The following is a 24435-nucleotide window of genomic DNA, read 5'->3' as shown; positions in this document are numbered from 1 at the left end:
TTATGAATGATGCTCTGTGGGCTTTTGTGTTCTATATAGCCCACAGTTGCCTGAAAATAAATACGCAACCAGACAAATAATCATTGCATAAACAATAACCTGCGTACCGAACAACTCTACAGCTAGAATTAAAGACGTAATTGGAGCCTTACTTGCACCTGAAAATATACCCACTAGCCCAAGTGCCGCCAATAAAGACAATGGTAATGGTAAAAAACCCCCAAGTGCATTACCAAGCGTTGCCCCCACAAAAAATAATGGTGTAATTTCCCCCCCCTTAAAACCTGAGCCTAGAGTTAATGCTGTAAATAAAGTTTTATTTAAAAAATCAGTCACAGGTAATGGCACATAAAAGGCAGCAATCACTTTATTTACCCCTAAGCCATTAAACTCTTGTGAGCCAACCCAAAGCGTAAGTAACATTAAAATAATGCCGCCCACCATTGCCCTAAACGGCATAAACGGAATGGCTTTTTTAAATCCTATACTGGCATAGTGAATAGATGCAATAAATAACCGTGCAGCAACACCAAAGATCAGCCCTGCAATAATTAAAGATAGTAAAATTTTTATATTAATTTCAGGATAACTACTGACCACATAAAAGATATGTGGATGCACAATATCAAATGCCTCTGGAATTTTAGCCGCAATCAATGAAGCAACAAAACAAGGAAAAACAGCCGAATAACGTAAATTACCGAGTGCGGTAATTTCTAAACCATACATTGCACCAGCAAGTGGCAACCCAAAAATACCTGAAAAACCAGCCCCAATACTTGCCATCAGAAAAATCTTACGATGATCTCTAGAAACCCGCAAAACTTGTGCAATATGGTCTGCTAATGCACCAGACAACTGCACCGCAGGGGCCTCTCGTCCTGCAGACCCACCAAATAACTGCGTTAAAATTGCACTAAAGAAAATGAGTGGACTCATTCTTTTTGGAATGAATGATTTTGGTTCATGAATTTCATCAATCAGTAAGTGTGTGCCTTTTTCAATTGGCGTACCAAAACGATAAAATAGATAACCAATAAACAAACCAACAAAAGGCAAAAAGTAGATTAATGCAGGATATAAAGCACGTACTTTATTGGCAATATCGAAACAACTAAAAATCAATGTTGATGCCAAACCAGAAATTAGTCCGATTGCAACAGAAACACACAACCAATACCCTGTATATTTTATAATTTGGTGATATTCGGAAGATGGTAAAATTTTCATGTCGATGATCTATGGCACATGTTATTCATGTTGCCAATCTTATTAATATTGCATTTTATTATACACAAATTCAGCCATCGGCTATAGCATCTTCAGCCAGTAATATTGCTAATTTATCTCGTAAAAAATATGTATGCACTTATCTAGAACATAGTAAATTTTAGTATTCACTACATTCTAGCTCGCTATAAAATACTTATGATTTTTTTGCTAAGGAGAACTCTATTTCCATGCTTTGAGCACGGTCAATGGCTGCTTGCATTGCTTCATCTACTGTAGGTTTTAAGCCTTTTTTATCAAACACATTTAAAGCTTCAAAAGTTGTTCCGCCTTTAGATGTAACATTTGCACGTAACTGATTAAAACCTAAATCTTGCTCATATTCAGCCAAAGCAACAACACCTTTTGCTGTTTGCAAAATTAACTCACGTGCTTGTTCAGGCTGAAAACCAAGCGATACTGCTTTTTCTTGCATCGCTTCTAAAAATAAAAATAAATATCCAGGTGCACTGCCTGCAATAGCAATCACATGATTGATCTCGGTTTCTTTTTCCACCCAAACGACTTTACCTACAGCAGACATTAAGTCCGTTGTAAATGCTTTATCTTGTGCACTGGTTTTATCATCTGCAAATAAACCACTCACTCCTTCACCTACAAGTGACGGCGTATTCGGCATAATACGAATAATTTTTAAATTAGGGCTTAAAATATCTCTATATAGCTGGACTGCCGTACCGGCAGCGATGGTTAAAAACAGCTTTTGGTCAATATCTGTAATCCCTTTTAGACCATCACATACTTCTCGCATAAGCTGTGGTTTTACAGCCAACACCACCACATCTGCCTCAGAAGCAGCTTTTACATTATCTGCCGTGGCTAAAACACCCACATTTTGACTAAACCGTGTGCGGGTCTTTTCACTTGGGGCAGACACAGTAATCAATTTTTTGTCATATCCAGATGCAATTAAACCTGAAATAATGGCAGCTGCCATATTACCACCGCCAATAAAAGCAATCTTACGTTGCATCATCTTTAGACTCCAAAATATTTTATATGCTGTAGTTATACAAAAAGGTTGCATACATTAAAAATAAACAACCTGCCATTAAAACCCAGTTTAATGAAATTAGATTGTCTTCTATATCTAGAATAAACTCAATGTTGTATCGTGTTTACCCTCATTAAAAGCACTATTTACTCTCATATATAAAAAACATACCAACCAATTGATTCATCAAAGCAACTTAGAAACAATTTTTTAACTTGCTTTACATCGTGCCAGCAAACAAGAGGTATTAATAAATATATCTCTTATATCTTTTGATATTTTAGCAAAAAGCATGTACCCAATATCTCATCATTAGCCATTCCATAGGCATTAGATAATACTTTATTTGCTTCAAAAACATCTATATGGCTTCTATTATTAGCCATGATAGTGATTGATCAGATACACTTAACTACAGTTGCTTTAAATCTAAATACAGCGTTTCTTTAATTTCTTCCATAACAATATAACTGTGTGATGAAGCAGATGCAGGTAATTTTTTCAAAATATCAGCCAATAACCGACGATATACCCCCATTTCTTTTAAGCGAGCTTTCACCAAATAATCAAACTCGCCTGAAATTAAATGACACTCTAATACTTCTGGAATATCAGACAAATTCATGGCCACATGGTCAAACACATCACCAGATTTTGCAGAAAGTTTAATCTCTAGAAAAACCAATAAATTACGGTCTACATAAGCAGGGTTTAACCGTGCATGGTACCCTGTAATCACACCTTCTCGTTCTAACCTTTTTACACGCTCAGAACATGGTGTTGTCGACAAATTGACTTGTGATGCCAACTCACTAATGGCAATACGACCTTGCTTTTGCAAGATATCTAAAATTTGATAATCAGTCCGATCTAACTTACGCATTTTTACTCATTTTACCTAAATTTACATGAAAATCTGTGGAATACAGGCCATTAAAGCACTAAAAACAGTAAAATTCACTCCTAAAATAACAATATACTAGGTAAATTCACTTATAAAATTTTGCAGGAAATCCTCATGCACGTGATTGTTCTTGGTAGCGGTGTGATTGGCACAACCAGTGCTTACTATTTATCGAAAAACGGGGCTCAAGTCACTGTCTTTGATAGACAACCTAATCCTGCAGAAGAAACTAGCTTTGCTAATGCAGGGCAAATCTCTCCTGGATATTCAACCCCTTGGGCAGCACCTGGTATTCCAATCAAAGCCATGAAGTGGATGTTTCAACAACATGCACCACTTGCAATTGGCTTAGATGGCAGTGCATGGCAGCTACAGTGGATGGCACAAATGCTCAAAAACTGTAACCCCAAAAGTTATGCGACCAATAAAGAACGCATGACACGGGTTGCCGAATACAGCCGTGACTGCTTACGTGCATTACGTAGTGATACGGGTATTGCCTATGAACACCGCTCAAAGGGCACATTACAAGTTTTTCGCAAAGAAGCCCAACTTGAAGCAGTGCAACGTGATATTGCCGTACTCAAAGAATGTGGCGTCCCCCATGAACTCCTCTATAGTAATGATCTGGAGCGTGTTGAACCTGCTTTAGGTTTTGCAAAAGACAAACTGGTTGGAGGCTTACATCTACCAAACGATGAAACAGGCGATTGCTACTTATTTACCAATGCATTAGCAAAACTGGCAGAACAACAAGGTGTTGAGTTCAAATTCAATCAAAATGTACAACAACTGATTGTTGAAGGCGATGAAATTAAAGGGGTTCTCGTTGATGGTGTTGTACATACTGCAGACCGTTATGTTTTAGCCTTTGGTAGCTACAGTCGTGACTTTTTAAAACCCTTGCACTTAGATATTCCAGTATATCCAGTTAAAGGCTACTCACTCACGATTCCAATTACAGATGCAACACGTGCACCCGAATCTACAGTGCTTGATGAAAGCTACAAAATTGCCATTACTCGTTTTGACAACCGTATTCGTGTTGGTGGTATGGCTGAGCTGAGCGGTTTCGATTTAAGCTTAAAACAAAAACGTAGAGCCACTTTAGAAATGGTCACCAATGACCTATTCCCAGGCGGTAACACAGCTGAGGCGACTTTTTGGACTGGCTTACGCCCAATGACACCAGACAGCACGCCAATTATTGGTGCAACACGCTATAATAATTTATTCTTAAACACAGGACACGGCACCCTTGGTTGGACCATGGCATGTGGCTCAGGAAAGCTCATCAGTGACTTGGTACTCAACCAACGCCCTGATATTAGTACTGAAGGTCTATCTTTACAGCGTTACCTTTAAGATTGCATTTACTTATACAGGAAGTTCTATATGCCACGCCCTATTCAGGCTATCATTCATAAAAATGCATTAAAAAACAACCTTAAAATTGCACGACAACATACAGGAAACTCACAACACCTACTTACTGTTGTAAAGGCCAATGCTTATGGTCACGGCATTGAAAATGTATATGATTGCTTTAAAAATGCAGATGGCTTTGCCTTACTCGATTTGAGTGAGGCAATGCGTTTACGTCAGCTAAATTACAACGGTCAAATTCTGTTACTCGAAGGCATATTTCATGCCACAGATCTAGACTTATGTGCACAATATCATTTAAGTTTTGCCATACATAGCCCACATCAAATTCAATGGCTAAAAGCCCACCAAAGTAATGCAACATTCGAAGTGTTTTTAAAAATGAATAGCGGTATGAATCGTTTAGGCTTTAAACCTGAAGATTATGCGACAGCGTGGCATACCTTATCGCAATTAAACTGCGTCTCTAAATTACATCATATGATGCATTTTTCAGATGCAGATGGTGACCGCTTTGGTGAAAATGGTACAAATTACCAATATGAAGTTTTTCAAAACACCATTAACGGTTTAGCGGGAAAACAATCGGTAAGCAACAGTGCTGCCATGTTACGCCATCACCATATCCCCTCAGACTTTGTACGAGCAGGTATAGCACTCTATGGTAGCTCACCCGACTACCCAACACACAGTGCAGCCGATTGGGGCTTAAAGCCAACCATGAGTTTACGCAGTGAAATTATTGCCGTACAGCAAATCGGTGCAAACGAAAGCATTGGCTATGGATCAAAATTTATTGCAAAACAAGACATGAAAGTCGGTATTGTTGCTTGCGGTTATGCAGATGGCTACCAAAGAGTATCTCCAACAGGTACACCTGTATTGGTTAATGGTCAACGGACTACTCTACTGGGTCGAGTGAGTATGGATATGTTAGCTGTTGACCTTACACATTCAGATGCCAATATTGGCGATGAAGTTGTACTATGGGGACAATCTAAATGTGGCAATATCTTAGCAATAGATGAAGTTGCGGCAGCATCAGGTACGCTCGGCTATGAGCTTATGTGTGCCATTACTGCGCGAGTAGAAGTAAAAGTAGAAGACTAATCATTCAAGACAACAATAGGGCTAAAATAAGCCCTATTGACTTTCTAATAAAAAACCACGTTCGTAGAGACGATTCATGGCGGTCCAAAACTGGACAAAACTGTGATAAAGCATTACGACTTTGCTTTATATTTTATAAATACATCATTCCATAAAACGACGTAAATGGATAGTATTTATATGTTACCAATCGTAGTTGTACATTTTATTACAACTGGCAAATGCAAGCAGAATATTTGTTTTACATATCGCTCAAGATATACTATTTTGCTAACCATCTATTTATTCCAACCAATATTGCGTCATTACGCATTATTTTTGTATGTCTGTTGCATATGTAACATAGTACAAGCCACTATTCACTGTTTTAAAATAGGCTGTTAAATATGAGTAAAGCATTAGTTTTGTTTTCTGGCGGACAAGATTCCACCACATGCCTCATGTGGGCGCTTGAAAATTTTGATGAGGTCTATACTGTAGGCTTTGAATACGGTCAAAAACATCATGTTGAAATGCAATGCCGTAGTCAAATTTTGCAATCTATAGAAACATTAAAGCCTAGCTGGAAAAACAAGTTAAAATTAGACCATATTTTTAATTTAGACTTCTTATCACAAGTAAATACCACATCACTTACCCATGAAGTCAGTATTGACCAAACAGAAAAGTACCCAAATACATTCGTACCTGGTCGCAACTTAATTTTTCTAAATGTCGCAAGCACTGTAGCCTATAAGCATGACATAGAACATATTGTCACTGGTGTCTGTGAAACAGATTTCTCTGGCTATCCAGATTGTAGAGACAACACCATGAAAGCCCTACAAGTCGCATTAAGTTTAGGGTTGGATAAAAAAGTGGTCATTCACACACCACTGATGTGGATAGACAAATGTGACACATGGGCCATGACCCAATCTCTTTGTGGTCAAAGTGCTGTCGATTATGTGATTAAAGAAACACATACTTGCTACAATGGCGACCGCACACATTTATACGCTTGGGGCTATGGTTGCAATGCATGCCCTGCATGCGAACTTAGAAAAAATGGTTTTGATGCCTTTATAACAAAGACATCTCATCAGTAAAATCTTGTCTTTTTTAAGTCTGGCAACAAAATGAGCCGTATAATAATTCGGGTTTATTACCTGTTTACAATACGGCTTATGATATAAGAATTTATAAACATATCGCGAAGCGATTATCCCTCAGAAAAAAGTAAAAGCGATAGACTTCAAAAACACTTTTAGTATTTTATATAAAGATTAGATAGTTAGGCCATATTAACTTCACACTATATAATACGTACCATCTTCTCAGCCCCATCGTCAGTTGTTACAGATAAATTCGCTTGTTTAGTCTGTACATTAAAACAATGTCTAGAGTAAAAAGAAAACGCTTTCACATTACCTTTAGAAACATTGAGTACTATTCGATTATATCCTTTAGATATTGCTAATTTTTTCATAAAAAAAATGAGCTCATCAGCAACCCCCTGACCACGATAGCTTGGTCTACCCACATTGCTATAAGATTAAACTCATTAAGGAAGTTTTTAGTCTAACCAATAATACCCACTGCTATTCCTTCAGAAAAAGCTAAAGCATATTGATACTGTGTTGCAGATGATGCTCGACTACGTCACTCCGACTCCGTATATTGTTGAGCAGTGACATAGGTTATTGCAAAAGCACTTGGACTATCTAACAACGATTGCAGACGGATATTTTTCAAAATCTCCCAATCTTGCATTATCAAGCCATGTTTTCCATTCACATGATAAAACGAATGTTAATACTGCACCAATGGTACAAGTTTACCCAATAGTTCTATTAAACTTGGTGTATCTGTCACGCCAAAATACTCTACACTTTCAGTGTATAAAGCAAAAATTACAATATATTGATATAAATCAGGCGTTACATCTTTCGCAATCAGTACAGTAATATATTTAGGGGAATTCTCAGGGTTAAAAAACAAGCTCTGATCACAAATATAACCGAGTTGCTCAATCGCTTGCTCTTGTGTTGTTGGCTCGCCTAAAGCTTCGACTTCTTTATTTAACTCTGCACTAAAGTCATATTTAGCTTCACCCCAGCCCGTTCTATAGTTATATTCATACATAAAACATCTTACCTTAAACTATGGAAACAGCTATAACCATATCATGAAGCCATAGTTATCCCTAGTGAATTTAAGATTTAACATTAAATGCACCACACCCATATTTAGCTTTTATAAGGAATAATATGCAAGATATTGAAACTCACCCACTCGATCCATTTCTACCCTCCAATACAAAAATATTACTTCTCGGTAGCTTTCCCCCACCGAAAGACAAATGGAAAATGGATTTTTATTATCCAAACTATCAAAATGATATGTGGCGAATTATGGGACTAATTTTTTTTAATGATAAACATTATTTTATAAATACAGAGCAAAAAAACTTTCACTTGGACAAGATTAAAACATTTTTACAAACACAAAATATTGGTATATTTGATACAGCATTTAAAGTCATTCGAAAAAAACAAAATGCATCAGATTTACATTTGCATGTGGTCGAGCCAACCAACCTCTTAGCACTACTCAAAAAAATCCCCAACTGCCATACAATTATGACAACTGGGGAAAAAGCAACACAGGCGATGATGTTGCATTTTAAAAACACACCTATACCCAAAATTGGCAAACCAAGCCAAGTCACTGTTGATAACAGATCTTTTGGCTTGTATCGTTTGCCTTCTAGCTCTAGAGCATATCCTTTAGCTTTAGAAAAGAAAGTTGAAGCGTATCGGCAATTTTTTCTACAGATTCAAGTCATTTAAGACCTTAGTGCACCGCTTGAATTTTATCTAAGAAAATACGTGCACGTTCATGACGTTCATCAATATTTTCAAAGAAGTCTTTTGTAGAGCAGTCTTCTAAAATTTCACCTGCGTCCATAAAGATTAAACGATTCGATACTTTCTTAGCAAAGCCCATTTCATGTGTTACACACATCATGGTCATGCCTTCATTTGCAAGTTGAACCATTACATCTAGAACTTCACCCACCATTTCAGGGTCAAGTGCAGATGTCGGCTCATCAAACAACATACACACAGGGTCCATACATAGACCACGAGCAATCGCAATACGTTGTTGCTGACCGCCTGAAAGCTGTCCTGGGAACTTATCTTTATGTGCAAGCATACCAACACGTTCTAAATATTGTTGTGCTTTTTTCTGAGCATCAGCCAAATTACGACCCAATACTTTTACTTGTGCAATGGTCAGGTTTTCCATCACAGTCATGTGTGGAAACAATTCAAAGTGCTGAAACACCATACCAACATGTGATCTAAACTCAGCCAAGTTGGTTTTAGGGTCCTTTAACGATGCACCATTGACAATAATATTGCCTTTTTGAAATGGTTCAAGTGCATTTACTGTTTTGATGAGTGTTGATTTACCAGATCCAGATGGACCACAGACAACAACTACATCACCTTTTTCAATTGTGGTTGAACAATCTGTCAATACTCGGAAGTCACCATACCATTTAGAGATATGTTGGATGTCAATCATTGGCATATTTAATTTCCCTACTAACGTATGATGGCTATTTTTTCTTGTAAACGTTTCACTAAACGAGACAAGAAGAATGAAATAGCAAAATAAACGATCGCAACTACTGCATAAAATGTCGCTTTGGTTTCTGGACCATAAGTATTTGCAAGTGTGTCTGCATTACCTAAGAAGTCAGGTGCACTGATCACGTAGACCAAAGAGACATCTTGGAACAAAATAATAGTTTGTGTGAGTAGCACAGGAATCATGTTACGAAAAGCCTGTGGTAGCACAACATAACGCATGGACTGGCTATAGGTAAAACCAATCGCATACCCTGCTGAAACTTGTCCTTTAGAAATAGATTGTATTCCTGAACGAACAATTTCAGAGAAAAAGGCCGCTTCAAAAATCGCAAATGTAATGACACTTGAGAAAAGTGGGCCGTAATAAGTATCTGTTTGGAATTCAAAAACTTTTGGGAGTAAAAAGTAAAAAATAAAGATGACCTGAATCAGTGGAATACCACGAAAACAGTCAACGTACACTTTTGCAAAGTTACTGGCAAACTTATTGTTTGATAAACGCATCATTGCAAGTGGGGTACCAATTAAAATACCACCAATCATCGATAAAACTGTAACTGTAAGCGTAAATCCTAGGCCTTTTAATAATGCCTGAGATACTTCTGCATGTTGTAGTAAACTAAAATCCATGCTTATTTACCTCCTGAACCTAGACCAGGTACAGCCATTTTTTTCTCAATCCAAACCATAAGGTGTTTGATTGAATACGTTACAACCAAATAAACAGGTGTTGATAGAACTAAAATAACGATATCTTGAGATGTTTCTTCTCGCATAGTTTTCGTATATGCAAAGAAATTAAGCACACTTAACGCATACAAAACAGCTGAGTTTTTAAAGACGTTCATCGCCTCTGAAGTCACCGTTGGCCATACCATACGGTAAGCAACTGGTAGTACTACATAACGGTAGCTTTGTGCTGTCGTAAAGCCCATTGCAGACGCAGCAAACTTTTGACCACGTGAAACCGTTAAGATACCTGCACGAATATGTTCAGAAACACGCGCTGCAGTATATAAACCTAATGCAAATACACCTATTGCCGCTGGATGTGTGTTAAGTAGGCCTTTCCACCAACCACCTGCAACCATTTCACCACTACCACTACTAATACTGTGTGGTAAAAACTCTGGGAAAATAAACGCCCAAAAGAAAAGTTGTACAATAAGCGGAACATTTCGAAATATTTCAACATAGACATTACCTACGCCTGACAACCACTTATTCGGCAATGTACGTGCTACGCCCAATAATGACCCCAGAAAGAAGGCAATAAGAAATGCACCAAATGCGGTCCACACCATAGTGAATACACCAGCACCTAGCATTTGCAACCACGTTGGTGCTTCTGCAGCTACAGAGTAGCTTTGTCCACCAATATGCTGACATATCGACTCAGCCCATGCAGCTTTATCTACTCCAAATTCATTTGAAGCAGAACAAAATGCTGTCCAATTTAATGAACCAAATGACATAAATCCCCCTAAAAAAACAGACTGACCATCTTTGGGAAGATGGTCAGTATTTAGCTGGTTGGTATATTAGATACCAGCGTCAGTAGGATGTTGTTTCAAATGTTTGAACGATTCACTTTGATGCATGTTCAAGTTTACATTTTTAGGTGGAATTGGTGATTGGAACCATTTTTTGTATAGCTGATCCATTTGACCAGATTTCCACATACCTGTCACAACACGGTCAGTCACTGCTTTCATTTTTGTATCGCCTTTAGCAATCATAATGCCGTAAGGTTCAGATGAAAGTACAGGACCTACAATTGCAAATTCTTTCGGGTTAGATGATTTAGCAATCAAGCCTGCAAGAATGTTATCATCCATTACAAATGCTGCTGCACGGCCTGAGGCAAGCATTGCAAATGAATCTGCATGGTCTTTACCGTAAACGTTTTGTACATTTACTTGTTGACCTTTTTCATTCATTTTAATGTATTTGTCTGAAGTTGTACCTTGTGTCGTTACAACAGCTTTACCATTTAGATCCGCAATACTCTTCACGCCTGAATTTGCTTTTACAGCCATACGAACTTCAGTTGCATAGTAGTTTGTAGAGAAACCAACTTGTTCTTGACGTTGTTTAGAATTCGTTGTTGTACCACACTCCATATCGATATTACCTGACAATAGTTCAGGAATACGTGTTGAAGATGTGATCGCCTTATATTCAACTTTTAGGTTTGGCATTTTTAATTCTTTTTTAATTTCATTTGCCACATTGTCACAAATATCAACGGCATAACCTACAGCCTTACCACCAGCAACATATGAAATCGGATCAGATGATTCACGGTGACCAATAATAATTTTGCCACTTGTTTTAATTTTTTCTAATGTATCAGCAGCATTTGCTGACGTGACTAAACCACCAAAACTAGACACCATTAACGCTGAAACTAGTACAGATTTTGATAAAAATTTCATTCCTTAAACCCCTATGACTTCGCCCTGTTTTAGTGTCTTTTAAAATAAAAAAGATGACCAAAACTCTCCACCCATAGAAGCAAATACCATACCAACTTTGAATCAATTATCATATTTGATCAAAAAATGTCTATCTAGAATAATTATCATGCTGTATTGGTTAAATTAATTGTTTTTGTAAATTAATATTTATTTAATATAAATAGGTTAATTATATTCTATACAACAAAATCAACACGCACCAAATATAAGCAAGCAAAAAAATTAATGCCCAATAACTGGGCATTAACTAAATTCAGACAGTAATGTGTTTCTGTATATATGCTAAAGCCTGACTTAAAACATCTTCAGGTGGTTGAGTTGCATCTATTTTTTTTACTCTTTCAGGCTGTGTTTCATATAAATATTGATAACCTGAACGTACTTTATTAAAAAATGAAATCTTTTCTTGCTCAAAACGATCCAACTCACTACGTGCTTTTGCACGAGCCATACCTATTTCTACAGGTGCATCAAGCCAAAGTGTTAAATCTGGCATACGAGAAACAAAACTTTGATTCAGGATTTGTAGTTTTTCTGAAGCAAGACCACGCCCCATGACCTGATAAGCAAAGCTTGCATCAGTAAAACGATCACATAATACAATTTGGTTGGCATTTAGCGCAGGTAAAATCACCTGTGCAAGGTGCTGACTTCGCGCTGCATACATCAATAAAAGCTCTGTATCTGAGCACATCTGTTCTTCATGAACTTCTAATAACAATGCTCGAATACGCTCAGCGATCGCTGTGCCTCCCGGCTCACGAGTTAAAGTCACGGCATTATTTTTTTCGAGTAAGGTGTCATAAATTCGCTGAATTAGCGTACTTTTCCCGACACCTTCTGTACCTTCAAAACTAATAAACATTTAAGGTGTTGCTCCATCTTTCTTCGATCTTAGCACTGAGAGATATTCCTGTACAGCTTGGTTATGCTCAGTTAAATTTTCACTAAACTTATGGCCACCATTGCCCGTTGCCACAAAATAGACATTTTTTGAGTCATCTGGGTGCATCACTGCATTTATAGATTTTGCGTCTGGTAAAGCAATCGGTGTAGGTGGCAAACCTGTAATAGTATAAGTATTGTATGCGGTTGGTGTACGCAAATCTTGCTTGGTAATTTTACCATTATAACGGTCCCCCATACCATAAATCACCGTAGGATCCGTTTGTAGCCTCATACCCAACTGTAAACGGCGGGTAAAAACACCTGAAACCTGAGTAAGCTCATGATCTACGCTGGTTTCTTTTTTAACAATCGAGGCCATAATTAATGCTTCGTATTTATTTTTATAGGGTAACCCTGTTGCCCTACCTTGCCATTCACGATCTAAGGTATCCATTTGACGGTGGTATAAATGCAACAGAATTTTCTTATCTGTTTCACCTTTCATAAAAAAATATGTATCAGGTGCCAGTAAACCTTCTAAATGACTATAAGGAATATCTAATGCTTTCATCATCTCTGCTTCGGGCAGATTCACTACGGTTTTAACAACGTTCGGGTCTTTTCTTAAACGTTCTAGTAATTGTTTTGACGTTGTACCATCAATAACCATAATTTTATTCATTTGCGCATTGTCCGCATCTGACATTAAGTCAAAAACCTCTCGGACTGTCATACCATGATGAACTTCATAAACACCTGCTTTTAATTGGCTTTGTATGAACAACTTACGATAAATTTTAAGCACAAAAGGAAATTGTACTTTATTTTGTTCAGCCAGTTTATCAATTAAACCACTATAGGTTTCGCCACTATTAATTGACACAAATTGTTTATTAGCAGTTATTGGATAAATACGCCCTAAACTCATTTTATAGATGACAAAACTTATCAGTATTACCATAACAATAAAGCCAATAAACCAAGTGCGTGCTTTTTTTACTTTCGTTTTTGATGATTTTGCACACATTATATTTGTTCCAATGTCAACAGATTAAATAACGCTTGGGTGATTGATGTATCCAAACAACGCCCCGATAAAGTATGGACTGCCTGCATAGGGTGTAATGCATTACAAAAAAACAAGGCATCCACACCATCTAACTGCTCTTTAGACAAATCTGACTCATAAACAGGCACACCAAAACTACGCATACGAGATAAAATTTCTTCACGCATAACACCTTGCACCCCATTACCACTCAATTGAGGCGTATGCCATACACCATCAACATATAAAAAACAGTTGCTACTTACACCTTCTACAATATGACCACGAGTATCTAAAACCAAAGCCTCAGATAAATCACGACTGCCCGCTTCATGCTTTAACAATACCTGCTCTAGGCGATTTAGAGACTTCACACCAACTAAGTTTGGCATCAATTGTGTAGCAATAGGTAATGCTAAAACATCAGAAGCAATTTCGCTATAGCTTGGCTTTATACTGTGATCTTCATAAAATAAAATATAAACATCTGCTTTTTGCACATCAGAAAAACCATAACCTCTTTGGCTTTGCCCACGACTGATAACTACTTTAATGGTGCCTGTAAAATGCTGTAATTCACTGGCATTTTTCATATCTTGAATCAGCTGCTCTACATAATGCCAATGTGGTTTAAGCATGAGTTTTGCACAATCTCGTTGTAAACGCTGAATGTGCCTTGGCCACAATGAAATATGATTGTGTTGGATTTTCATGGTTGTGAAACAGCCATCACCATACTGAAAGGCTCGATCTTGTATCGCAACACAAGCCGTTTCTAACAACATGCCATTTTTTAAACACAACATTATGCTTACACACCTTTTTCATTCAAACCAACAGATATAGTTTAGTGGTATTATGTTTTTATTTCTTGTTATTTTACTCAAAAGATAAGGTTTCGTAGGCAATGTTATAACGTTGGGCTATGATAAATAGCTAAGATGTATAGAGATTGTTGAATCAACACTAAAACCAATAAAATCATCATGTATATTGATAGTAATAGCTTACTGGTAGGAAAAATATCATGCAAAATTTCAAAATACATGTCATTGATGTTGCGAATAGTTCACAAAACTACATTTGGCTGATTGAAGATCGAAATAACAACACTGTAGTTATTGACCCAACCGAGTCTGCTTGTGTAGTTGACTATTGTGCTACGCATCAACTCCAAATAAAACAAATTTGGTTTACTCATTGGCATAAAGATCATACTGGTGGTGTGAGTGGTTTATTAGAAGTGTATCAAGTGCCTGTATATGGCCCAATATACGAACAACAAAAAATCCCGATGATCACCCATGCACTCAGCGATGGTGACTATTTTAAATTTGCAGATTTAAGCATTGAAGTCATTTATACACCAGGACATACACTTGGGCATATTTGTTACTATATTTCTGCAATAGAGAGTGCTTTTGTAGGTGATACATTATTTGCACTCGGATGCGGACGTGTATTTGAGGGTACACATCAACAGATGTTTAACTCTCTACAGCGCTTATCTGCCCTACCTATAAGTACAAAAATTTACTGTGCACATGAATATACGCTTTCAAATGCAAAATTTGCATTAACCATAGAGCCACATAATTTGCTTTTACAGCAACGTGCTGAACATATTGAAAATTTACGATTACTTAACCAAGTCACTCTACCTAGCACTTTATCTATAGAGTTAGAGACCAATCCTTTTTTACGAGTTGAGTCCGTGAATGAATTTAGTCATATTCGTACATTAAAAGATCAATTTTAGTACATTTTTTAGAATGCCTGCATAATTTTTTTGTTTGGCTATAATTTTTTACAAAGGTGAAAAAAAATCACAATTATTATATCAATTCACCCTTTAAAAATACATGAGTTAACCTTATAAAGAATTTAGGTAGGCACACTAAAGGACATTATTAAAATGAAAAAAGTTGTTAAAGCAAAAAATTTAATTGCATTTAGAATTTGGCTAGAAAACTTAGGCTATTCAGTAAAAAGTTTGACTGACAATCGAGGCTTTACGTTTAGCTTTAAGAAAGAATACGGTTTGGTAACCTGTGAGCTTTCTGGTAACCCTCTTGCAATGCAACTGGGCGAAGAGTTTGAAGACCATTTGAAAGCTTAGAATATATATTTCTCTTATAGATGTTTACATACCAAGTGAGCCGACCATTCAAAGAGTGAATGCTTCGGCTTAAAGGTTATTAGCACTAACTCCAAGCTTATACAAGTTGTTTTTAAAACCACTCAATAAGTTCAAAACAAAATAAGGGTTATTAATTACATGTGTATAGGCTATTTCAGCTTAAAAATAAAGTCTTTAACGTATGATGTTTATTGCTCATTATTTTATAAGCCGATAAAATAGTAAAAAGTTATTCCCAAAAGTATCCATACCAATACTCTAGAAACCACATAAACACTTTCAATATTTTTATTTATAAAAAATGATAAAAGCACGCCTAAATACAAAATAATTAAAGATACCAAAGAACACTTATTAGCTTCAATACTATAAATCGTCAAAATAGCTGGTATACTTAAGACTGTTGAAACCAATATTAAATTCAATAAAACTGAGATGTAATAAATTTTGGTATTTAGACCATTACATTTCAAAAAATATAAGTTACTTTTATATTGATAATTAAAAACAGCCCCTATCCTTCCTAAAGCCACTGAAATATAAGAGAGTGTAATTAAACATATTAAAATTAAAAATTTTCCACTCTTAAAATAATTAATCCATATAAACACATAAAATATAAAAGGTGACAATGATATTAAAATTAAAAAAAGTTTTTTAATTAAATCATGTTTTATACAAAAATATTGAATCAGCAATTTACTGATATTATATAATAAGCTAGACTCTCTATTTATTTTCATTAGATCTATACTATAGTGAATTTTATCCAAATTAATATAACTTAACTCCTTCTTTCTTGTAATTTTATAAACTGATATTATTAATATAAAAATATTGATTAATAATGAAATAAATATTCCACCAAAAACAGGAATAGATAAAACACTAGCCAATGTAAGTATCAATACGAATAGAAAAATATACTTTTTGCTTGTAATTAAAGTTAATTGACTAACTAATGTTAGAAAAATCCAAGACATTAAAACTAAAAAGCTTAGAAAAGCATTTGAATCATTACCAACATAGAACACATCAAAGAGAGCCATTAAAAATGGAATAAACAAATAAATATTAGATATAAAAATCACAACAATGTTCAAAAAGAAGTTTTGATAATCCCCTAAATGACTTTTTAGTAAATAAAAGTATTCTTCCCCTCCCAATATAGATTTCTTTTGCGAAAATACAGCCACCAAATAAATAAGTAACAAACCAATCCAAGTCAAAAAGCTATTAACAACAGATTTAGATTTCAATAAATCTAATAAAACCACAGAGAATGAGTTTAGAATTAAAAAAAACATTGGGCCTAAAAATAATAAAAGGCTTAATAGTATATGTTTATAGTTTTTTAATAGATTAAATGTTTCTTTTGAGAAGTAATGCATTCTCCAATATAAGACTTTAGAGAAAATTTCAAATGATTTAAACATAAAATACCTAAGAAGAATCATTCAATTGGTTAATTTCTATTTTTTCTACAAAAGGACTCTCTAAAATAAATTGATCATGGCTAGTCATAAATATCATTTTATCTGTTCTCATTTTTAACAATATATCATTTAACACATCAACAGAATGAATATCTAATCCATTCGTAGGTTCATCCATCACTAGCACCTTGCACTTTGTCATCAGCCCAGAAATTAACATGAATTTTTTTGCCGTACCCAAAGACATATTTTCAAACTTTGTATACTTATGTTCTTCTAAATTAAACCTCCTAATTAAAGCATTATAATTTTCTGGGTCCACTTTTCTCAGTATAGATATGAGCTCTATAAACTCAATTCCCGTAATAAATGGATAAGCTAAAACTTTATCTGGAATATATGCAATATCACTATAAAATTCAGCACTATTACACACTCTGTTGTTTAATAGTACATGACCTGAATTTGGTTTCAAATTACATGCAAGAATGGATAATAACGTGGACTTCCCAGATCCATTTTCACCAATAAAAGCATATAACCCACACCGATTAAAGTCACAATTAATATTATTTAAAACTACTCTTTCGTCAAATTTTTTTGTGATATTGACTAATTTAAAACTAATTTCATTCATTTAATGACACTCGCACAGTATCAACTCTAGTAAGTCTTCAAATTAAAGTAGAACATTTCATAGAAATGGATGAGGATTTTTAAAAATTTTATCAATCAACCTAAGAAATTAGCATATTATGGCTAGCTATTTCATGCAATACGTCTAGTATTAAAAAGCTTAAGCCATTTTTTGAGATCAATTTTAATAACATATATACTTTGAAGTATATAAAAACATGACAGAGCATACATTTTTTGAAAATATAAGATTTTATATTAATTACTGTGTGTGGATATTCCTCACACTACGGAGCTAACTCAACTTCAAATGTATAAAACATATTAATTTGAAATTATTAATATAAAACAAAACCTTTAGCTACTTCTACATCATACATAAACTTATATTATAAGCCATGTAATGGTTAATATTTTCATCCAATAAAGGCGTAAACGACAACATGAAAAAAGTACTCTTATTTGACTTAGACCAAACCATTCTGAATAGAAGTGAGTCACTAATCAAGTTTATTAATTGGCAAGTAAACTTTTTTAAACTCGTTCCCCAAGCCCTCAAAGAATCCTTTATTAAAAGATTTATTGAATTAGAAAATAATGGATCTGTATGGAAGGATGTTGTTTACCGCCAGTTAATTCAAGAGTTTCATATTACTAACCACACTCAACATCAACTACTTGAGTCTTACATCAATGATTTTAATAAGTTCTCTACATCATTTGAATGTGTAGAAGAAACAATGCAAAGACTATATAAACAAGGGTATCGGCTTGGGTTAATATCCAATGGTAAAACCCCTTTTCAAGAGCATAACTTTTATGCCTTAGGCTTGTCTGAGTATTTTTCTTTGGTTGTTGTTTCAGAAGCAATTGGTTTAAGAAAACCAGATCCAGAAATATTTATGTATGCCTGTAAGCAATTCAATTGTAGACCATCTGATTGTATTTTTATTGGAGACCATCCTAAAGCAGATATCGAGGGTGCAAAAAAAGTAGGGATGCAAACAATTTACTTTCACCCTACACTTAGCCTTCAACAACCACTCTCTGATGCAACTATTCATCACTATAGTCAATTAGAGGATACAGTAAAAAGATTGCAAGAAAAAAGGCATTTATAGCTTTGAGACACACTATAAAGTTAGATAAAACATTTAAACTATTTGTATCGGTTTTCCTGTTTAACTTATTTCAACCCAAAATAGTAAAATAAAAATGATTTAGCAGGTAGTATATATACAAATTACTCATAAGTAAGCTAAAGATATTACACAAAAAAACAAAATACAGGATTAAATAAAAATCCCAATACCACCATCAAAAAATAAAAAAGGAGCACCCATTTGTTTAAAAAAATCGATTCTCATTCAGCATGGGTGCTTAATCAATTTAGAGTCATTTGGTATTCTCAGGCTGTTGCAACTGTAGGTATAGCAATTCATAACATTGCCTTACCAATTATCGCCATTCATGTATTACATGCATCTGCAGTAGAAGTTAGCTTAATATCTGCTGCACGCTACCTACCTAACCTACTTTTTAGCATGAGTATTGGTACTTTTGTTGATCGTGCAGATAGAAAGAAGATTGCAATTTATGCAGAGTTCACTCGGTTTATTTTAGTATTATCCATCCCTATTTTATATAGCTTTTATACAATAAACATTCCATTTATCATAACAATCGCGTTTTTGATTGGTATTGCTAGAATCTTCTTTGAATTATCAATATCTTCACTATTCCCTGTCGTGATTCCTAGCGATAAACGCCTTTCTGCCAACTCTAACCTTGAAATCATTTCCTCCATCGGTGAAATTAGTGGTCCTGGCCTAGGAGGTTTCATTGTCAATATGCTAGGCGCAATATCTTCACTTTTCATTAATGCACTCACATTTTTCATTTCAGCCATATTGATCACAAAGCTCGCTGTAGAACCTACAGATAGAAAAGAAATTCCCCACAATCCTAAAAACTCATTTTTTGATGGCTTTAATGAGCTTTTATCACGGCCTATATTAATGAGTATTGTCCTCGTAAGTGCAATAGCAAACTTTGGCTTCATGGCTGTGCAATCCGTTTATTTTGTGATTAGTTTTAATTTATTCGGATTTAGTACATTAATAGCTTCTACTCTATTAATCTTCAGTGGTATCGGATCATTACTTGGGAACTTTTTAGCGCGATGGCTTTGCCAGTTTTTTAGTGTCAAATTTCTAATGCTCTGCTCTATCACAATCATGATTATTGGTTCGGTCATTATGTCACTTGCAATAGGACCCATTTGGATGACATCTATACTTATCTCGCTTGGATACTTTTTGTGGGGGCTATGTCTTGGGTTATTTAATATTTATTCAATGACTTACCGCCAAAGTGTGGTACCGTCTGAAACAATGGGGAAGGTTGTAGGTGCAGCAAGAACATTAATTTATGGAGCAATGCCATTAGGTGCAGTATCTGGTGGATTAATTGTGGATTTTCTAGGCTCTAGGCAGGTATTTATATTCAACTGCTTCGTTAATGTAATCGCATTATTTGTTTTATTCTTAAGCTTACGTAAAGCACCGAAAATTGTACTGTAATGAATAGAATAATATTAGGATAACTCTATCTCAGTAGTCACTCACTTAAAATGAGTAATCATTTATGTCTCTGTCCAATTGAAAGTTTAAAATAATGTATCCATATTCAGATTATTATTTTTTATAAAAATATGAAATAACTTTCTAAATTACAGGCACAAAAAAAGCAAGACTTTCAATCTTGCTTTTTTAATGGTGGGGATGAAGAGACTCGAACTCTTACACCTTGCGGCGCTGGAACCTAAATCCAGTGCGTCTACCAATTTCGCCACATCCCCAATCATGGCAGAGGATAAAGGATTCGAACCTTTACGAACGGTTTTGGAGACCGTCATGCTACCATTACACCAATCCTCTATAACACATAACATGTGTTGGTGGGGGCGAAGAGACTCGAACTCTTACACCTTGCGGCGCTGGAACCTAAATCCAGTGCGTCTACCAATTTCGCCACGCCCCCGATGGATGTGTATAATATAGATAACCATTATAGCTGACAAGCCTTTTTATTAAAAAAATTACCGCATGTGCAAATATCAATCAAAATTAAGGAAAATACATATAACTTCAAGCAATCTGTTGATTTAATATACTTTTTAACTGCTGTAAACGCTGCTTTCTTTGCTCTACTCGCTTGCTGAGCATGATATCTAATATCGGCTGCAACCCTTTATACACCTCAGGCAAAGTATAAAACTCACACTGACAATGTAAAACTGCCCAATCATGATAATCTTTAGCAAATAGTTTTTTGTGTGTGAGCCATTCATAAACCACTATACCAAGCGCATAAAAGTCACTTTCTTGCGTTTTTAAAGCACCATGAAACAACTCTGGTGCCATATAACGTGGAGTCGCATGCGTACCTACAATTTCTGTACCGTCATAAAAGCTATGTTCAAAATCAATTAAATAAAGACCTTGTAAATCTGCTAAAAAGTGATGTTTTTTTATATCGCCATGCACATAACCTAGAGCATGGAATTGAAATAATACCTGACAGACTGCTTTGATTCGTTGTTGTGCTTCACAGACATTTTGAGGAGCTGAGGTAAAGTAATAGTTTTTATGAGGCAATAGCATGCCCTGCCCCCTAGCATCAATACCTCTTAACTGTGCAAGGTCTATCATTTGACTTGGCAGTACATATGCAACATCTTTATGCTTATGATAAAAAAGTAGCTCTCTTTGCCACCCATCTATATGTATTTGACTATATTGCTCAAGCTCATCTGTTTGCTGATATTTAAGCCAATATTGTTGCTCATTTTGTATCAATTGATACAACTTACGACCATATTGCTCACTCTCTTTACGAGGGTATGCTTGCACGGCGTAAGGTTTATTTAAATCAAAACACATGGGACATTAACTCGTATTTTGCTGTTTCTTCAAATCAGTCAAAATGTGTTCAATGGTTTTTCCCACGCGTGCATGCATTTCTATCATAGATAGTTTTGGCCATGTCGCCCGCTCGCCTTCAAGTTGTAATTTCTTAAAAATTTCAGGCGTTGGATTTTGTAATAAATAGGTGTAATGACGTAGGCTATACTGCCCAATAATATTAATATCACCATAGTAATGTTGGTCTACAATGCCATAACCGTGGTCGAGTAAACGTCTAACTTGTGGTACAGCACCAACACGCTCACGCGTAAAGTCCATTACACCCTTGGCCAGTAGTTTTCCTTGCCGACGTACAATTTTTTCAGGCCAACTGAGCAAGTCTTGCCTATATCGCTCTACATCGGTTTGCATAAATGGCACAACATGCGGATTGGCTTGACTAGCAATACTGTAATTCATGTTATATAACCGAGCCATTTTTTCTTGCGGAAAATCACTACGTACACTGCCATCAACCCACTGGGTGTCTCCTAAAAATGGCACATGCTGACCATTTTCACATTTTGCCAAAAGCTTCACCGGTGAAAACAAGATAGGTACAGCACACGAAGCCAGTACCGCACTCCAAATCAAAACATCTGGTGAGGTATATTGGTTAAGTAACTGTGGTTTTTGTGTTGCATCATACGGTGCCACAGCAATGTTTAAATGTAGTCCTGACTTTTCATAAGCCTCAGCAAAAGTGAGATCGCCTAAATGTGCGATTAAAAACTTTTTTAATGCTTCGTTACTGGTAAAACCCGTAGGTTCTTTTAATAGCATTTTAAAAGACTTAAATTGAAAAACATCACTAAACAAATTATCACTTTGTGTGAGTATGTCTAGCTGGTCTGCATCTATACTGCCCAGTAAAGATGCCATAACAGCCCCTGCACTTGCTCCAGAGAGTACATTTGGCAACAAATCTTGTTCTTTAAGTGCTTTACACACACCACTATGAAAAAGCCCAAGCGTTGCCCCACCTGAAAACATTAAAGCAGGCTGACCATATGCCGTTTGACAGCGATTAAAAAATTTAAGCTTTTGCTCTAAGCTCATCTCGACATTTGGCAACTGGGAAATATCACTCAAACATTCACTCACCTCTGCCACATAGTCTTCAATGATTTGTTTTGTACCCAAACGTATCACTGAAAACAGCATAGGATGACAAATATTGGCAATATCGTAACTTAACCCTTCTCTAAGTAAATGAATCATTGCTGGTATATCGTGCTGTGTTCGATATTGTCTTAGCGTATTTAGCCGATTTAAAATCAAATCTACTGTAAAATAAGAAGATTGTAGGTCATGTTTCCATGCCAAAGCATCTGTACATTGATCTAATTCAAAAGCAATCTGTTGCCACTGTGCATAGTTTTCCGCTTTAGCCAGTTGATGCTCTAATTTTTTTATTTTAAATGTCTGTTGAATATTTGATGTATGTTTTGAAATTAAATCAAGCATAACCTACCTCTAACCCATCATCACATTGCTGTAATTACAGCAATGTTTTGTTTGTTGTCATTTAAATATAGCATTTATAAACCTGCTTATCGTAAAGAATTTACTTGCATCATCTATACATTATGTAAAAAACACGCCAAGATAATCTATACATTCAGTTTTTTGGTCACAACAATGCAATTACAAATTCCAGATACAATCATCAATACATTTTCCGATGTACTTAAAAGACTGCAACAAAGCTTACCTGAGCTACGACAAGAGACAGACTTTTCAGCACCCGCCTACCGTTGGCAAAACAAACAGCTTGTACCTATTCATAACCCTAAAGCCATTTATTTAGATGACTTAAAAGGCATTGAACGACAAAAAGAAAAAATCATTCAAAATACCTTACAGTTTCTTCATGGCTTACCTGCCAATGATATTTTACTCACAGGCTCACGTGGTACAGGTAAGTCCTCAATAGTAAGGTCACTATTACACCGCTACCAAGACCAAGGCTTACGATTGATTGAAATTGAACGTAATGATTTATGTGATTTACACTTAATTGAAAAGTTATTGGTTGGGCGACCAGAAAAATACATTATTTACTGTGATGATCTCGCATTTAATGCCGAAGATGAAAATTACCGTAGTTTAAAAAGTGCTTTAGATGGCTCATTACAATCGGGCAATAACCAATTTATTGTCTATGCAACCAGTAATAGACGCCACTTATTACCAGAGTTTATGCATGAAAACACTCCAGTGACTCGTGTTGATGTGCCCCAATACAACGAGTTACACCCTCAAGAGGCCATTGAAGAAAAAATTTCTCTTTCTGACCGTTTTGGTTTATGGCTTTCTTTTTATCCAATGGACCAAAATTTGTATTTAGAGATTGTAGAACACTATCTACAAAAAGCAGGCCTTGTGTATGATGAACATGTAAGGGCTGAAGCATTAAGATGGTGTCAAAGTCGAGGGCAACGCTCGGGCCGTGCCGCCTATCAATTTTCTAAACATTGGGTAGGTATGCAACAACTCAATAAGCTTTAATTT

At 35.7% G+C, this 24435-nt stretch carries 25 protein-coding genes and 3 tRNA genes; 9 read left to right on the top strand and 19 right to left on the bottom strand.

What is annotated here, in order from left to right; all coding sequences use genetic code 11:
• From I2F31_RS05090 to I2F31_RS05080, 3 genes are all read right to left on the bottom strand, one after another.
• The gene (locus I2F31_RS05090; protein ID WP_195768443.1) at window positions 1–1230 is read right to left on the bottom strand and encodes a chloride channel protein; all 1230 of its coding nucleotides are present in this window, start codon (window positions 1228–1230) and stop codon (window positions 1–3) included.
• A gap of 196 nt (window positions 1231–1426) precedes the next feature.
• A complete protein-coding gene (proC, locus tag I2F31_RS05085) occupies window positions 1427–2266 on the bottom strand; it encodes a pyrroline-5-carboxylate reductase (RefSeq protein ID WP_195768442.1) in 840 nt (279 codons plus the stop codon).
• 430 nt (window positions 2267–2696) lie between these two features.
• Window positions 2697–3167 carry a winged helix-turn-helix transcriptional regulator gene (locus I2F31_RS05080; protein ID WP_195768441.1) on the bottom strand — a complete coding sequence of 157 codons (471 nt, stop codon included), beginning with the start codon at window positions 3165–3167 and terminating at the stop codon, window positions 2697–2699.
• Window positions 3168–3302: 135 nt separating this feature from the next.
• Here I2F31_RS05080 and I2F31_RS05075 point away from each other — a divergent pair, with 135 nt between their 5' ends.
• The 3 genes from I2F31_RS05075 (at window position 3303) to queC (ending at window position 6772) form a co-directional block, all read left to right on the top strand.
• Window positions 3303–4553, top strand: coding sequence for a D-amino acid dehydrogenase (locus I2F31_RS05075; RefSeq protein ID WP_195768440.1), 1251 nt, complete (start codon window positions 3303–3305; stop codon window positions 4551–4553).
• Window positions 4554–4583: 30 nt separating this feature from the next.
• Window positions 4584–5684 carry an alanine racemase gene (alr, locus tag I2F31_RS05070; RefSeq protein ID WP_195773537.1) on the top strand — a complete coding sequence of 367 codons (1101 nt, stop codon included), beginning with the start codon at window positions 4584–4586 and terminating at the stop codon, window positions 5682–5684.
• A gap of 386 nt (window positions 5685–6070) precedes the next feature.
• Window positions 6071–6772 carry a 7-cyano-7-deazaguanine synthase QueC gene (queC, locus tag I2F31_RS05065; RefSeq protein WP_195773536.1) on the top strand — a complete coding sequence of 234 codons (702 nt, stop codon included), beginning with the start codon at window positions 6071–6073 and terminating at the stop codon, window positions 6770–6772.
• A gap of 206 nt (window positions 6773–6978) precedes the next feature.
• Here queC and I2F31_RS13420 read toward each other — a convergent pair whose 3' ends face one another.
• Together I2F31_RS13420 and I2F31_RS05055 are read right to left on the bottom strand one after the other, a co-directional pair.
• Window positions 6979–7152 carry an N-acetyltransferase gene (locus I2F31_RS13420; protein WP_323127559.1) on the bottom strand — a complete coding sequence of 58 codons (174 nt, stop codon included), beginning with the start codon at window positions 7150–7152 and terminating at the stop codon, window positions 6979–6981.
• A gap of 323 nt (window positions 7153–7475) precedes the next feature.
• Window positions 7476–7808 (bottom strand): hypothetical protein, encoded by a 333-nt coding sequence (locus tag I2F31_RS05055; RefSeq protein ID WP_195768437.1) that lies wholly within the window; start codon window positions 7806–7808, stop codon window positions 7476–7478.
• Window positions 7809–7933: 125 nt separating this feature from the next.
• Here I2F31_RS05055 and I2F31_RS05050 point away from each other — a divergent pair, with 125 nt between their 5' ends.
• A complete protein-coding gene (locus I2F31_RS05050; RefSeq protein ID WP_195768436.1) occupies window positions 7934–8515 on the top strand; it encodes a uracil-DNA glycosylase family protein in 582 nt (193 codons plus the stop codon).
• A 4-nt stretch (window positions 8516–8519) separates the two neighbouring features.
• Here I2F31_RS05050 and I2F31_RS05045 read toward each other — a convergent pair whose 3' ends face one another.
• The 7 genes from I2F31_RS05045 to pabC form a co-directional block, all read right to left on the bottom strand.
• Entirely contained in the window at window positions 8520–9263 is a 744-nt protein-coding gene (locus I2F31_RS05045) for an amino acid ABC transporter ATP-binding protein (RefSeq protein WP_195768435.1), read from the bottom strand.
• Between the two features lie 14 nt (window positions 9264–9277).
• Window positions 9278–9955 carry an amino acid ABC transporter permease gene (locus I2F31_RS05040; protein WP_195768434.1) on the bottom strand — a complete coding sequence of 226 codons (678 nt, stop codon included), beginning with the start codon at window positions 9953–9955 and terminating at the stop codon, window positions 9278–9280.
• 2 nt (window positions 9956–9957) lie between these two features.
• Entirely contained in the window at window positions 9958–10800 is an 843-nt protein-coding gene (locus tag I2F31_RS05035) for an amino acid ABC transporter permease (RefSeq protein WP_195773535.1), read from the bottom strand.
• Between the two features lie 66 nt (window positions 10801–10866).
• Window positions 10867–11724: an amino acid ABC transporter substrate-binding protein gene (locus I2F31_RS05030; protein ID WP_407647864.1), complete on the bottom strand. Its 858-nt coding sequence runs from the start codon at window positions 11722–11724 to the stop codon at window positions 10867–10869.
• A gap of 334 nt (window positions 11725–12058) precedes the next feature.
• The gene (gene tmk / locus I2F31_RS05025; RefSeq protein ID WP_195768431.1) at window positions 12059–12670 is read right to left on the bottom strand and encodes a dTMP kinase; all 612 of its coding nucleotides are present in this window, start codon (window positions 12668–12670) and stop codon (window positions 12059–12061) included.
• Complete coding sequence (mltG, locus tag I2F31_RS05020) at window positions 12671–13720, bottom strand: endolytic transglycosylase MltG (RefSeq protein WP_195768430.1); 1050 nt, start codon at window positions 13718–13720, stop codon at window positions 12671–12673. It abuts the gene before it with no gap.
• Complete coding sequence (pabC, locus tag I2F31_RS05015) at window positions 13720–14547, bottom strand: aminodeoxychorismate lyase (protein ID WP_195768429.1); 828 nt, start codon at window positions 14545–14547, stop codon at window positions 13720–13722. The genes mltG and pabC overlap by 1 nt, the downstream gene beginning before the upstream one ends.
• A 221-nt stretch (window positions 14548–14768) precedes the next feature.
• On the opposite strand from pabC, the gene gloB reads away from it, so the two are divergent.
• The gene (gene gloB / locus I2F31_RS05010; RefSeq protein WP_195768428.1) at window positions 14769–15500 is read left to right on the top strand and encodes a hydroxyacylglutathione hydrolase; all 732 of its coding nucleotides are present in this window, start codon (window positions 14769–14771) and stop codon (window positions 15498–15500) included.
• A 156-nt stretch (window positions 15501–15656) separates the two neighbouring features.
• Window positions 15657–15860 (top strand): hypothetical protein, encoded by a 204-nt coding sequence (locus tag I2F31_RS05005; RefSeq protein ID WP_092746930.1) that lies wholly within the window; start codon window positions 15657–15659, stop codon window positions 15858–15860.
• A gap of 224 nt (window positions 15861–16084) precedes the next feature.
• On the opposite strand, the gene I2F31_RS05000 is transcribed toward I2F31_RS05005, so the two are convergent.
• A complete protein-coding gene (locus tag I2F31_RS05000; RefSeq protein WP_195773534.1) occupies window positions 16085–17317 on the bottom strand; it encodes a hypothetical protein in 1233 nt (410 codons plus the stop codon).
• Window positions 17318–17324: 7 nt separating this feature from the next.
• Window positions 17325–17954 carry an ATP-binding cassette domain-containing protein gene (locus tag I2F31_RS04995; protein WP_195768426.1) on the bottom strand — a complete coding sequence of 210 codons (630 nt, stop codon included), beginning with the start codon at window positions 17952–17954 and terminating at the stop codon, window positions 17325–17327.
• A gap of 442 nt (window positions 17955–18396) precedes the next feature.
• Between I2F31_RS04995 and I2F31_RS04990 the strand changes: the two genes are divergently transcribed.
• Both I2F31_RS04990 and I2F31_RS04985 read left to right on the top strand, forming a co-directional pair.
• Window positions 18397–19074: an HAD family hydrolase gene (locus I2F31_RS04990; RefSeq protein ID WP_195768425.1), complete on the top strand. Its 678-nt coding sequence runs from the start codon at window positions 18397–18399 to the stop codon at window positions 19072–19074.
• Between the two features lie 222 nt (window positions 19075–19296).
• The gene (locus tag I2F31_RS04985) at window positions 19297–20535 is read left to right on the top strand and encodes an MFS transporter (protein WP_195768424.1); all 1239 of its coding nucleotides are present in this window, start codon (window positions 19297–19299) and stop codon (window positions 20533–20535) included.
• A gap of 193 nt (window positions 20536–20728) precedes the next feature.
• On the opposite strand, the gene I2F31_RS04980 is transcribed toward I2F31_RS04985, so the two are convergent.
• The 5 genes from I2F31_RS04980 to I2F31_RS04960 all read right to left on the bottom strand — a co-directional run bounded on the left by I2F31_RS04980 (window position 20729) and on the right by I2F31_RS04960 (window position 23388).
• Window positions 20729–20813, bottom strand: a tRNA-Leu gene (locus I2F31_RS04980).
• Between the two features lie 5 nt (window positions 20814–20818).
• Window positions 20819–20892: transfer RNA gene (locus tag I2F31_RS04975), tRNA-Trp, on the bottom strand.
• An 18-nt stretch (window positions 20893–20910) separates the two neighbouring features.
• Window positions 20911–20995 (bottom strand) — tRNA-Leu (locus I2F31_RS04970).
• Window positions 20996–21102: 107 nt separating this feature from the next.
• Complete coding sequence (locus I2F31_RS04965; protein WP_195773533.1) at window positions 21103–21897, bottom strand: protein kinase domain-containing protein; 795 nt, start codon at window positions 21895–21897, stop codon at window positions 21103–21105.
• Between the two features lie 6 nt (window positions 21898–21903).
• Window positions 21904–23388 carry a DUF3336 domain-containing protein gene (locus tag I2F31_RS04960; RefSeq protein ID WP_195768422.1) on the bottom strand — a complete coding sequence of 495 codons (1485 nt, stop codon included), beginning with the start codon at window positions 23386–23388 and terminating at the stop codon, window positions 21904–21906.
• A gap of 174 nt (window positions 23389–23562) precedes the next feature.
• Between I2F31_RS04960 and I2F31_RS04955 the strand changes: the two genes are divergently transcribed.
• Window positions 23563–24432 carry an ATP-binding protein gene (locus tag I2F31_RS04955; protein ID WP_195773532.1) on the top strand — a complete coding sequence of 290 codons (870 nt, stop codon included), beginning with the start codon at window positions 23563–23565 and terminating at the stop codon, window positions 24430–24432.
• The last annotated feature ends 3 nt before the right edge of the window (window positions 24433–24435 follow it).

It is taken from the genome of Acinetobacter rathckeae, from assembly GCF_015627125.1.
Lineage (GTDB): Bacteria > Pseudomonadota > Gammaproteobacteria > Pseudomonadales > Moraxellaceae > Acinetobacter > Acinetobacter rathckeae.
The sequence above is the reverse complement of the archived record's forward strand: the minus strand, read 5'-3'. Positions and strand labels throughout refer to the sequence as shown.